The 12046-nt window shown below is 74.5% G+C and carries 10 protein-coding genes and 1 pseudogene; 5 read left to right on the top strand and 6 right to left on the bottom strand.

What is annotated here, in order from left to right; translation table 11 throughout:
- On the bottom strand, positions 1-874 hold an 874-nt coding region (locus ADY01_RS24925), incomplete at its 3' end, for a serine/threonine-protein kinase (RefSeq protein ID WP_049577994.1).
- A 131-nt stretch (positions 875-1005) separates the two neighbouring features.
- Positions 1006-1578: a TetR/AcrR family transcriptional regulator gene (locus tag ADY01_RS24920; RefSeq protein ID WP_049577993.1), complete on the bottom strand. Its 573-nt coding sequence runs from the start codon at positions 1576-1578 to the stop codon at positions 1006-1008.
- Positions 1579-1713: 135 nt separating this feature from the next.
- Between ADY01_RS24920 and ADY01_RS24915 the strand changes: the two genes are divergently transcribed.
- Both ADY01_RS24915 and ADY01_RS24910 read left to right on the top strand, forming a co-directional pair.
- On the top strand, positions 1714-2664 hold the full coding sequence (locus ADY01_RS24915; RefSeq protein WP_049577991.1) for an SDR family NAD(P)-dependent oxidoreductase: 951 nt from the start codon (positions 1714-1716) through the stop codon (positions 2662-2664).
- A 135-nt stretch (positions 2665-2799) separates the two neighbouring features.
- Positions 2800-3585: a GNAT family N-acetyltransferase gene (locus tag ADY01_RS24910; RefSeq protein ID WP_049577989.1), complete on the top strand. Its 786-nt coding sequence runs from the start codon at positions 2800-2802 to the stop codon at positions 3583-3585.
- A gap of 26 nt (positions 3586-3611) precedes the next feature.
- Here ADY01_RS24910 and ADY01_RS24905 read toward each other — a convergent pair whose 3' ends face one another.
- Positions 3612-4031 carry a CU044_2847 family protein gene (locus ADY01_RS24905; protein ID WP_234320404.1) on the bottom strand — a complete coding sequence of 140 codons (420 nt, stop codon included), beginning with the start codon at positions 4029-4031 and terminating at the stop codon, positions 3612-3614.
- 49 nt (positions 4032-4080) lie between these two features.
- Here ADY01_RS24905 and ADY01_RS24900 point away from each other — a divergent pair, with 49 nt between their 5' ends.
- A complete protein-coding gene (locus ADY01_RS24900) occupies positions 4081-7473 on the top strand; it encodes a tetratricopeptide repeat protein (protein ID WP_049577986.1) in 3393 nt (1130 codons plus the stop codon).
- An 89-nt stretch (positions 7474-7562) separates the two neighbouring features.
- Here ADY01_RS24900 and ADY01_RS24895 read toward each other — a convergent pair whose 3' ends face one another.
- Together ADY01_RS24895 and ADY01_RS24890 are read right to left on the bottom strand one after the other, a co-directional pair.
- Positions 7563-8108: a snapalysin family zinc-dependent metalloprotease gene (locus ADY01_RS24895; protein ID WP_078900583.1), complete on the bottom strand. Its 546-nt coding sequence runs from the start codon at positions 8106-8108 to the stop codon at positions 7563-7565.
- A gap of 523 nt (positions 8109-8631) precedes the next feature.
- Positions 8632-9348, bottom strand: a complete 717-nt coding sequence (locus tag ADY01_RS24890; protein WP_049577984.1) for a GntR family transcriptional regulator — start codon at positions 9346-9348, stop codon at positions 8632-8634.
- 138 nt (positions 9349-9486) lie between these two features.
- Here ADY01_RS24890 and ADY01_RS24885 point away from each other — a divergent pair, with 138 nt between their 5' ends.
- A complete protein-coding gene (locus ADY01_RS24885; RefSeq protein ID WP_049577981.1) occupies positions 9487-10575 on the top strand; it encodes a mandelate racemase/muconate lactonizing enzyme family protein in 1089 nt (362 codons plus the stop codon).
- Between the two features lie 73 nt (positions 10576-10648).
- On the opposite strand, the gene ADY01_RS24880 is transcribed toward ADY01_RS24885, so the two are convergent.
- The gene (locus ADY01_RS24880; RefSeq protein WP_049577978.1) at positions 10649-11518 is read right to left on the bottom strand and encodes an aldo/keto reductase; all 870 of its coding nucleotides are present in this window, start codon (positions 11516-11518) and stop codon (positions 10649-10651) included.
- A gap of 301 nt (positions 11519-11819) precedes the next feature.
- Between ADY01_RS24880 and ADY01_RS40870 the strand changes: the two are divergent.
- A pseudogene (locus ADY01_RS40870) lies at positions 11820-12046 on the top strand (hypothetical protein); the annotation flags it as partial.

Genomic DNA, 12046 nt, shown 5'->3' with positions numbered 1-12046 from the left:
GGTTGAGCAGGCGCTCGGCGCGGCGGGCGATGGCCGAGGTGACGGCCGGCGGCAGCCAGTCGGCCCGTGCCGTGTCGTGTTCCGCCGCCTCGGCGCGCAGCTCGGCGGGCGTGGGCCGTTCCCCCGGCGCCTTGGCCAGGCAGCGGCGCGCCACCGCCGCGAGCGGCTCGGGCAGGCCGCCGAGGCCGGGCTCCTTGTGCACCACGCGGTAGAGCAGCTCGGGCCCCGCGCCGGTGCCGAACGGGCCGCGCCCGGTGGCCGCGTACACCAGGACGGCGCCCAGCGCGAACACGTCGCCCGCGGACGTCACCTCGCGCCCCTCGGCCTGTTCGGGCGAGATGTAGCCGGGCGAGCCGATCACCAGGCCGGTGCCGGTGAGGGCGGTCTCGTCGGTGGCGCGGGCGATGCCGAAGTCGATGAGCCGTGGCCCGTCGTGGGAGAGGAGCACGTTCGACGGCTTGAGGTCGCGGTGGACGAGACCGGAGGCGTGGCAGGCGGCCAGGGCCTGGGCCAGCCGGGACAGCAGCCGCCACGCCGTGGCCTCGGGCAGCGGCCCGTGCTCGTGCACGGCCTCCGCGAGCGAGGGCCCGGGGACGTAGGCGGTGGCGAGCCAGGGCGTCATGGCGGCGGAGTCGGCGGCCACCACCGGGACCGTTCCGGCGCCGGAGACCGCGCCGGACGCGCGCACCTCGCGCGCGAAGCGCTCGCGGAACCCGGGTGCGGCGGCGAGGCCGGGATGGACCACCTTGATGGCCACGGACCTGCCTCCCGCGGAACGCCCCAGGTAGACGCGGCCCATGCCGCCCTCGCCCAGCCGGAGCAGCAGCCGGAAGTCGCCGATCCGCCGCGGGTCCTCATCGCTCAGCGGCCACACTCCGCACACCCCACCCTCACGCCACGGTCGCCGGTGCGGTCATTTTGGCACGCGGCGCGGGCGAGTCGCGCCCGCTCGGCGGCGGTGGGTGACCGGACGGTCACCGGTCACCGGCCACCGGCGCCGCGGCCTCAGGGCCGGTAGCGGAGGCCGTCCATCATCAGGTCGAGCAGGCGGCCCGCCCGGGCGCGCTGCTCGGGCTCGCCCGCGGCGAGGGTCACCCCGCTGAGGCCCCAGAGCACGTCGCCCGCGTCGGCGTCGGAGCGGAGGCTGCCGTCGGCGGCGCCCGCTTCGAGCAGCGCGGTGACCGCCCCGGTCAGCTGGGTCCTGCTGTGCTCGTACGGATTGCCCCCCGAGGCGATGACGGCGCGCAGCGCGTCGGCCATCCCGCGTTTGGTGGTCATGTAGTCGACGAAGCGGTCCATCCAGGCGCGGGTGGCCCGGTCCGGCGGGTACGAGGCGAGCAGTTCGGGGACGGAGTCGCACAGCCTGGCCAGCTCGTTGCGGTAGGCGGCCTCGACCAGTGCCTCCCGGGTCGGGAAGTGGCGGTAGAGGGTGCCGATGCCGACGCCCGCGTCCTTGGCGATGGCGTCGAGCGTCGCCTCGGGCCGCTCCCCCGAGAAGGCGCGGACGGCGGCGTCGAGCAGCCGGGCGCGGTTGCGCTGGGCGTCGGCCCGCTGCGGTCGGGCGCCCGTCGGGGACACGGCTCCTCCTGGGAGTCGGCGAGGCTTGCCAATCGGAGGATCCTCCGCTTACCGTTCCAGGTAACGGAGGAGCCTCCGGTACTTATCGTATCGGCCTCACCGCGCCCTGCACCACCCAGGCAGACGGGACAGATCATGACTGCGACCCACCGCATCACCACACCCTTCGACGCCAACTCCACCGCCGCCGAGGTCATCGCCGGAGTCGACCTCACCGGCCGCCGGGCCGTGGTGACCGGCGCGTCCTCCGGCATCGGGGTCGAGACGGCACGGGCCCTCGCGGGCGCGGGCGCCGAGGTCGTCCTCGCGGTCCGCGACACCGAGGCGGGGCACAGCACCGCCGAGGACATCGCCGCGACCACCGGCAGCGAGCTGCTCACGGTCGCCCCGCTCGACCTGTCGGACCTGCCGTCCGTCTCCACGTTCACCGCGGCCTGGGAGGGGCCGCTGCACATCCTGGTGAACAACGCTGGCGTGATGGCCACCCCCGAGACGCGCACGCCGCGCGGCTGGGAGCTCCAGTTCGCCACCAACCACCTCGGCCACTTCGCCCTGGCCACCGGCCTGCACGAGGCGCTGAGCCGGGCCGGTGACGCGCGGGTGGTGTCGGTCAGCTCCTCGGGGCACCTGCGCTCGCCGGTGGTCTTCGAGGACATCGACTTCCGCGAGCGCCGGTACGACCCGTGGATCGCGTACGGCCAGTCCAAGACGGCGAACGTGCTCTTCGCGGTCGAGGCCGCCAAGCGCTGGGCGTCCGACGGCATCACGGCCAACGCGCTGATGCCCGGCGGGATCAGGACCAACCTCCAGCGGCACATCACCGAGGAGGAGCTGGAGCGGGCCAGGGCCGCGGCGGCGCGCCGCGGCGCAGCGGTGAACTGGAAGACGCCGGAGCAGGGCGCCGCGACCTCGGTCCTGCTGGCGGCCTCGCCGCTGGTCGAGGGTGTCACCGGCAGGTACTTCGAGGACTGCGACGAGGCCGAGCCGAGCGCGCCCGGCGTCCCCCGGGGCGTGGCGCCGTACGCCCTCGACCCCGGGGCCGCCGCCCGCCTGTGGGAGCTGTCCGAGCGCCTGCTCGCCGAGTGACCCCCGGGGCCGCCGCCGTTCCCGCGCCTCGCCCGTTCGGCCCGTTCGGCCCGTTCGGCCGATAACCCGCAGGACAGGGCGGGACGGCGGGGGTTACGTTGACGCCTCGCATCACCAGCGCGAGGAGTGGATGCCATGGGCGGCACAACGGCGAGGGAACCGGCCGAGGGGGATCTTCTGGCCCGCTTCGACCGGCAGTTGCGGCGGGACGCGGGCGAGGAGGCACCCGGCGGGCGGGTGGTACGGCGCGCGGGCGGGGCCGACGGCTGGTCCGGCGTCCTCTGGTCCGACCTGGACGAGGAGACGGCGGACGCGGAGATCCGGGCGCAGATCCGGCACTTCGCGGGACTCGGCCCCGGCGGGTTCGAGTGGAAGCTGTACGCGCACGACCGCCCGGCCGACCTGGGGGAACGGCTGCGGGCGGCGGGGTTCGCCGCCGAGCCCGTGGAGACCGTGATGGTGGCGGCCGTCGGGGACCTGCCGCGGGACGCCGGGCCGCCGGAGGGCATCGAGCTGGTGCCGGTCACCGACGCGGCGGGCGTCGAACGGGTGGCGGAGGTCCACGAGTCGGCCTTCGGCCCGGGGCGGGTCAGGATCAGGGAGCAGCTGCTCGCCCAGCTGGAGGCGGGCCCCGACGCGGTGGCGGCCGTGCTGGCGATGGCCGGGCGGACGCCGGTGAGCGCGGCACGGATCGAGCTGTACCCGGGAACCGAGTTCGCCGGCCTGTGGGGCGGCGGCACCGTGCCGGGGTGGCGGGGCCGCGGCATCTACCGCGCGCTGGTCGCCTACCGCACGCGGCTGGCGGCCGAACGCGGCGTGCGCCACCTCCAGGTGGACGCCTCCGCGCACAGCGAACCCATCCTGCGCCGCCTGGGCTTCGCCCCCCTGACCACGACGACCCCCTGGGTCCACCCCGGTTGACGGCGCCACGCCCAGACGGGTCCTAGCTAGGGGCGTTGCCAGGTAAGGGTGACGGAGAAGTTGGCCTCGGCGGCGGCGCTCGCGATCACGACGTCCGCCTCGGTCGACAGCGAGACGCCGAACTCGACGGTGATCTCACTGGGCGGATCGGGCAGCGAGCGGAACTGCGCGACGAACCGCTCCGCCACGGGCCGCACGCCGTCCAGCATCGAGTCCAGGGACCGTGCGGCCCGCGCGGCCACCCGCTGACCGCGACCGACCCTGGCCAGCCCCTCGTCCAGCTCGCGAACCTGGACCCGGATGCTCCCGGCGCCCTCGTCCCCCACCGGTAACTCGACCACATGCACGGAACCGCCCCCGCTCTCGTCGCCGTCGCGTGCGCCCAGAAGACCAGAGCACGAGTGGGCCCGCAACTCCCTGGACTCCGCGCCCTCACGCGTGGACACTGACAGTGATCGGACGCGGGGCGGCACACGGCTGGGGGACCTCGGGACTGTGGAGAACGCGATCGTCCGTGTCCGGCAGCCCTCAGGGGAGGTGGCCGGAACCGGCTTCCTCGTCGGCGCGGACCTCATCTGCACGTGTGCCCATGTGGTGGCGAACGGGCCGGGCCACGACGGGCACGCGCCACAGCCGCCGGACCTTACCGTCCCGGTGGACTTCCCCCTCTTACCGGCGGCCGCCGGCGCCCCGCGGCCCGTGATCGAGGCCGACGTCGTGGCATGGACGCCCGAACAGCCGGACGGCGCGGGCGATGTGGCGCTGCTGCGGCTGCGCGCGCCCGCGCCGCCCGGGGCGCGCCCGGTGCGGCTCACCCGCCCCGGGTCGACGTGGGGGGACCGCTTCCGGGTGCTCGGCTTCCCCAACAACCGCGATCTCGGGGTATGGGCGGCCGGTGAGCTGCGCGGCACCCAGGCCGCCGGCTGGATCCAGATGGAGGTGACCCAGGGCCCGCGCATCACCCGCGGGTTCAGCGGTGCGCCGGTCTGGGACCTGTCGGCCCAGGGGGTGGTGGGCATGGTGGTGGCGGCCGAACGCGCCGAGGGCACCGCCTACCTGATCCCCACCGAGTCCCTGCTGAGCGCCGCCCCCGGCATGCTCACGGGGGCCGCCGAGGACGCCAACTATCCTGAGGCAACAGGCCACCGCACGCGAGACGGGGTGCTCATCCATGACCGGGATCAGGGGAACGAAGAACCGGTCGGGCGGTCCGGGGGCGGCGGCCACCGGACCGGGCCCGGCCATGTCCCGGTGCTCAGGGGCGCGTTGGGCGGCGCCGCCACGGGCGGCGGGATCGCCGGCGTCGCCTGCGGCCTCTACCTGCTCGCCGACGCCGGCCCGAGCGCGCCGGTGGTCGGCTTCGCCGTGCTGGCCGGTGCCACCGCGGGCACGTTCGCCGCGTGGCAGCGCGCCCAGGGCACCCCGCGCCGCGGAACGCCCCCACACCACCGGACGGCGACCGGCAGCGAACTGGACCGGGTGCTTGTCTCCGTGGCCGCCCGCAGCGGGGTGCTGCTGGCCGAGAGCGAACGCCTCTGGGCGATGCCGCGGTTCTCGCTCCCGGCGGGCGAGCGGGGCAGCATGAGCGAACCGCAGCCGGGAGACGAGCAGGCGTCGGCCCTGACCGCGCCGACCACGCTGTTCCACCTTCCCCCGACCGTCAGTGACTTCACCGGGCGTGAGAACGCGCTCGCCTCGGTGCGCGACACCGTACTCGGCGCGGGCGAGCACTCCGCGCGGGCAGTCCTGATCAGCGCCGTGGCGGGCAAGGCCGGGGTGGGCAAGACCACCCTGGCCGTGCAGGCGGCCCATGAGCTTCGACCGCACTTCCCCGACGGCCAGTTGTATGTCAACCTGCGCGGAGCCGAGGCTCAGCGTGTGCATCCGGCCGACGCGCTCGCGGAGTTCCTTCGCGGGCTCGGCGTCGAGGGGTCCGCGATCCCGGCGGGGCTCGACGAGCGCGGCCGTCTCTACCGGGACCGCCTGGCCGGGCGGCGGGTTCTCGTCGTCCTGGACAACGCGGCCGACGAGGCGCAGGTCAGGCCGCTGCTGCCAGGGGCCAGCGGCTGCGCCGTGATCGTCACCAGCCGCTCCCTGCTCGCCGGTCTCGAGGGTGTCAGGTCCCTCGTTCTGGATGTCCTCCCTCCCGAGGACGCGGTCGCGCTGCTCGGCCGGGTCGCCGGGGCGGACCGCGTGGCGCGGGAGCCCGAGGCCGCGCTCAGGGTGGCTCGCCTGTGCGGCTTCCTGCCGCTCGCGGTCCGCATCGCCGGCGCGCGCCTGGCGAGCCGACCGCACTGGGGCATGTCCTCGCTGGGTGACCTGCTGGCCGACGAGGAGTCGCGACTCGCCGAACTGGAGATCGGCGACCTCGGCGTCCGGGCGAGCTTCCGTCTTTCGGTCCGCGAACTGGACGCCGGACTCGAACGGCTGTTCAGGATGCTGGGCCTCCTGGAGGCGCCGGACTTCCCGGCGTGGGTGGCAGCACCGCTGCTGGACACCGGCCCCGCGCGAGCCGCCTCCGACATCGAGCGGCTGGTCGACGCCCAGTTGCTCGAGGTCGCGGGCACCGACGCCGCCGGCCAGACGCGTTACCGCTTCCACGACCTCATCCGGGTGTACGCGCGCGAGGAGCTGCGCGCCTACGAGCCGCCTCCCGTGCGGGCGGCGGCGCTGCGCGGGGTCGTCGAGACCTATCTGTCCTCGGCGCGCCTGGCCGTCGACGGGCTGGAGCCGGAGGGGCTTCAGACGGCGTGGCGGACCGCGGTCCCGGCCTGGCCGACCGCCGGCGCGATCGCGGAGGCGGCGGTGGCGGATCCGCTCGTGTGGTTCCAGGCGGAACGGCTGAGCCTGGTCAGCGCCGTCGAGCAGGCCGTCGCCGAACTCCCCGAGCTCGCCTGGGAGCTGACCGCGGAGCTCGCGACGTTCTTCGACCTGCACACGCACTGGGACGACTGGGAGAACACGCAGGCCCTCGCGCTGACCGCCGCGGAGCGGGCCGGCAGCGGGACCGGCGCGGGCTACACGCTGTGGAGCGTGATCAGGCTCCGCCGCTACCAGTCCCGCTTCGCCGACGCGATCGCCGCCGCCGAACGCTGCCTCGGCGTCTTCAGGGCGACCGGCGATCTGCGCGGCGAGGCCGCCGCCCTGGTGGATCTGGCCCGGGTGTTCTGGTACCAGGCGCGCTTCGAGGAGGCCGCCGCGTCGGCGGACCGTTGCCTGCGCATCTTCGAGGAGCTTCAGGACCGCCGCTGGACCGCGAGGACACGGGTCGACCTCGGGGACGTCCGTCGCGACCAGGGCCGCTTCGCCGAGGCCGAGGAGCACTGCACCGCCGCGCACCGGGCGTTCGACCGCCTCGGCGACCCGCGCTGGACGGCCATCGCCCTGGTCGCGCTCGGCCGGGTGGAACGGGACAGCGGCCGGCCGCGCGAGGCGATCGCGCGCTTCGAGGCGGGCGTCGCGGCGTTCCGCGAGCTCGGTGACCGGATCTGGGAGAACTACACCCTGCGGTGCCTGGGCGACGCCCTGCGCGACCTGGGGCGGCTGGAGGAGGCGCTGGAGAGCCTGGATCCCGTCGTCCCCGCGTTCGCCAAGCTCGGAGACCGGCGATGGCAGATGAGAAGCCTGCACAGCCTCGGCGAGGTGCACCGGGAGCTGGGCAACCACTCCCTCGCCACCAGCTGCTACCTCACGTGTCTGCCCGCCTTCCAGGAGAGCGGGGACCGGTTGTGGGAGGCCAAGACCCTGGCCGGCCTCGGGCGGCTCGCGGTCCCGGACGAACGTGCCGAGGCCGCCGTGCTCTGGCGGGCCTCCCTTGCCATCCTCCGCGAGATCGGGTCGCCGGAGGCCGCGCTCGTCGCGGGGTGGCTGGGGGAAGCCGACGGTTGAGCCTCACCGCCCGGCCACCCCGTGGGGCGACCGGGCGTGAAGTCCCGCTCGTGTGACGCGCGTTGCGCCGGGTGGAGGGGAGGTGGGCGTCAGGAGAAGTTGTCCTCCACCCAGCCGCGCTCGTACGCGTCCGGGTAGCGGCTCGTGCAGTCGACCCCGCCGGTGGAGCCGGACATCAGGCTGGAGCAGGGGCCCGGCTTCATGTCGGGGAGACCGAGGATGTGGCCGAGTTCGTGGGCGGCGATGCGGATCGTGTCGTAGCCCTCGTTGACCGCCTGACGGCCCATCCACACTGTGCCGTTGCCCAGGCTGGTGGTCTGGGCGCGCGGCCAGCCGTTGTCGGCGACGATGTCGATGTTCGCGTTCTGGCCGGGGGCGGCCGGTTCGAGGCGGACGTTGGCGACGCTCTCGTTCCACACGTCGGCGCCCGCGTGCACCGCGGCGGTGAGCTCGGCCGCTCCGCCGGCGTCGTAGGTCAGCACGGTGGCTTGCGCCGTGGTGGCGGGCGCGGCGACGGCCTGGGTGCCGGCCAGGGAAAGCGTCACCAACAGCAGGGTCAGCAGCGCTCGCGCGGCGTTTCTGAGTGTCGCGATCGAAACCTCCCGGAGGTCCGTGGGGGAACTTCCTCCGATCATGCCCATGCCATGCACCGCGCATGTGCCCGGCGCGCGGCGCGTCGTTCACCCTGGCCTGGGCGCCGACGAACGTATCCGAGGGCGGGTGCGCGCGGGTCCTCACACGCGATCGTGGCCGCGCGGGGTTCCGAGGGCGCCGATGGTGACCGGGCCGCGCCATTCGACCACCTGCGCGGGCGACCAGTGCGGGAAGTCGAACTCCCAGCCGCCGTCGTCCTGCTGGCGCCTCCCTCGACGCCGACCGTGCCGTCGGGACGGATCGCGCCGCGGAGCCGCTCCACCCCCGCCGCGGCACGGGCCGGGTCGGGCACGGCGGTGGGCGCGCGTCTTCCGGGAATCGGGCAGGCGTGAGCCCGGTGAGGCGGCGCACCTCGTCGCTCATGTGGGCCTGGCTCGCGAACCCCGCGGCGTGGGCCCGGTCGACGAGCAACCCGTCGCCGATCCACAGCAGGTCGACGCATCCGTCCGGGATGACCCGCGCGGGTGTGCCGTCGAGCGCGCCCCGCTGCCAACTCGCGGTAGGTCACGCCGTCGACCCTCGCACCCGAGGACGGCGCCGGGCCGGCTGGTCCTCCGCGGCCGGTGTCCCGGCGGCGGTTCGCAGGCGGGCGTGCGCCCGGCGCAGATGCGTGCGCATGCGGGCCGCCGCGGTGTCGGGGTCGCGTTCGCTCAACGCCTCGACGACGCGTTCGTGCTCGCGGCGGGTCTCCTCGGCCATGCCCTCCTGGAAGCGCAGCCGGTACAGGTGCGCGTGGGCGTGCAGGCGGGTGAGGGTGGCGCGGATCAGGGAGTTGCCGCCGAGGGCGGCGATCCCGTCGTGGAACAGCGCGTCGTGCCGGAGGTGGAGGACGAGCGTCGCGGGGCTGCCGTCCTCCGTGGCGGCGCGCATCTCGGCGAGGTGACCGGCGAGGCGCGCGAGGTCGTCGGGTCGGGCGTGGTCGGCGGCGTGCGCGGCGACGGCCGGTTCGAGCAGCAGCCGCATCTCGAACAGCTCGTCAAGATCCCGCTCGCCGAGCAACCGGGCGGCCGTGTAACCGGCCAGCGACCTCTTCACCACCAGGCCCTCGCCCTCCAGGCGGGCCAGCGCCTCGCGCAGGGGGGTCGGGGAGACCTGGAGATCCTGGGCCAGGGTGTTGATGGTGACCCTGGCCCCCGGCGCGATGTCGTGCTCCACCAGACGGCGCCGAACGGCCTCGTACACCGTGTCCACGAGCACGTCCCGGCGGGATGCGACCGCCATGCCACCGCCTCCCCTTCTCCATGCGATGCCGAATCATATATGATCTGCGCCTGACCATGGCCGCCCTTGGGCGTTCTGACGGGCCGTTGAGTGCGCCACGCCTCATGGAATCTATACGATCGGCTGGGGAGAGCGGAGATGGCACGGATCGTCGGGGCCCGGGCCCACCTGGTCGACCTGGAGGTGGAGCAGGAGCGGACCGACGCCGTTCAGGCGTTCCTGAAGCAGGAGACGGTCTTCGTGGAGCTCGACACGGACGACGGGCTGACCGGCACCGGCTACACCTACACGATCGGCACCGGCGGCACCTCCGTGCTGGCCCTGCTCAGGGACCACCTGCTGCCGCGGCTGCCGGGACGGGACGCGCGGCGGGTAGAGGCCGTGTGGCGCGACCTGTTCGCCTCGACCCGGGCCACCACCGTCGGCGCCGTGACCTCGCTGGCGCTCGCGGCCGTGGACACCGCGCTGTGGGATCTGCGCTGCCTGCGGGCGGGCGAACCGCTGTGGCGGCTGGCGGGCGGCTCGCACGACCGGGTGCCGCTGTACGACACGGAGGGCGGCTGGCTGCACCTGTCGACGGAGAAGCTGGTGACGGGCGCGCTGGCGTCCAAGGCGGCGGGGTGGCCGGGGGTGAAGCTGAAGGTCGGCAAGGAGCGGCCGGCGGAGGATGTGGAACGGCTCGCCGCGGTGCGGGCGGCCGTCGGTCCGGGGATGGACCTGATGGTCGACGCCAACCAGTCGATGAGCCGGTCCGACGCGCTGCGGCGGGCGGCGGCGTTCGAGCCGTTCGGCCTGGCGTGGCTGGAGGAGCCGCTGCCCGCCGACGACGCGAGCGGCCACGCGCTGCTGGCCCGTTCCACGTCGATCCCGGTGGCGGTCGGGGAGTCGCTGTACTCGGTCCGCCAGTTCCGCGAGTACCTGGAACGCGGGGCCGCGTCGATCGTGCAGGTGGATGTGGCACGGATCGGGGGGATCACGCCCTGGCTGAAGGTGGCGCACCTCGCCGAGGCGTTCACCGTGGACGTCTGCCCGCACTTCCTCATGGAGCTCCACGTCAGCCTGGCGGCGGCGGTCCCCAACGGCCGTTATGTGGAGCACATTCCGCAACTGCGGGCGATCACCGAAGGGGAACTGTCGATCGAGGCGGGCCACGCCGTGCCGCCCGAGGCCCCGGGCCTCGGCATCGCCTGGTCCCGCGACGCGATCGAGGACCGCCGCAGGGCCTGAGCGCGGCGGCCCGCCCGGACGGCGGCCCGTGCGGACGGCGGCCCGTGCGCCGTCCACGGGCCGGGCCGGGTGGTCAGAAGGCCGCGCGGGTCAGCTCCTCGTAGTCGGCGTCGCCGAGTTCGAGCGTGGCCGCCGCGGTGTTCTCCTCCAGGTGGGCGACGGTGGAGGTGCCGGGGATCGGCACCATCGCGGGTGAGTGCCGCAGCAGCCAGGCCAGTGCCAGCTGGGAGGCGGACACCCCCCGTTCCTCCGCCATCCTGGCCAGCGGGCCGCCGGACCGGGCGAGCGCGCCGGTGTCCAGCGGGGTCCAGGGGATGAACGCCATCTGGTGCGCGCGGGCGTAGGCGAGGACGTCCTCGTCGGTGCGATCGGCGATGTTGTACCGGTTCTGCACGGAGACGATCGGGGCGATCCGTCCGGCCTCGGCCAGCTGCGCGGTGGAGACCTGGCTGAGCCCGATGTGGCGGATCTTGCCCTCGGACCTGAGGGCGCCGAGTTCGCCGACCTGGTCGGCGAGCGGCACCTGCGGGTCGACGCGGTGGAGCTGGAAGAGGTCGATGCGCTCGACGGCCAGGTGGCGCAGGCTCAGCTCGCACTGCTGGCGCAGGTACTCGGGCCTGCCGAGCGGGACCCAGGAGCCGGAGCCGGGCCGGGTGAACCCGGCCTTGGTGCCGATGACCAGGTCCGGCGGGTAGGGGTGGAGCGCCTGTCTGATCAGCAGCTCGGCGGTGAACGGGCCGTAGGAGTCGGCGGTGTCCATGAAGGTGATGCCCATGTCGACGGCGCGTCGCAGCACCCGCACGGCCTCCTTGGGATCCTTCGCCTCTCCCCACACCCCGGGGCCGGGAAGCTGCATCGTGCCGAAGCCGAGTCGGTGGATGGGGAGATCGCCACCGAGGTGAAGGACGCCCGACGCCTGCGCGAGCTGTTCGTGAACGGTCATGGGCACAGGCTAGCCGCGGACTGGGCGAGTTGCCCGCTTTTGGGCGACTTCGCCGGGATACGCACGCAACGTGCCGCCGTGTCGTCCTCAACACCCTCCCGGGACCCCTCCCTTGGGGGAGTCATAGGCTGTCCGCCCTGCGGTGTTTCCGCTGTCCGAAAATACCCCCGATCCCCTCCCGTGGAGTGGGAACCGTGCGACTATCCGTCACCGTCCGCCTCTGTGCAGGCACTCATGGCACAAGCGGCGCGTTCGCGGCAGGCCAGCTCCGCGCCGTTCGCCCTAATACCAGGAGGCCGACATGACCGATCAAGGCAACGACCGCCGAGACCTGCCCCCGCCTCCGCCGGAGACGCCGCCACCGGCCGACGCGGTCCCTGCCGCGAGGGAGCCCGCGGACGCCGCGCCGGCCGACGCGACACCGGCCGACGCCGCACCGGCCGACGTGCCGCCGACGGACGCGGCCGCGGCGCCCGAGGCGCGGCAGGTTCCGGGGCCGCGGCCCGAGACGCCTTCTCCCTCCCCCGC

Origin of the sequence: Streptomyces sp. SBT349, from assembly GCF_001083795.1 — a bacterium.
Classification (GTDB): domain Bacteria; phylum Actinomycetota; class Actinomycetes; order Streptomycetales; family Streptomycetaceae; genus Streptomyces.
This window is presented reverse-complemented; position numbering and strand designations above follow the sequence as displayed.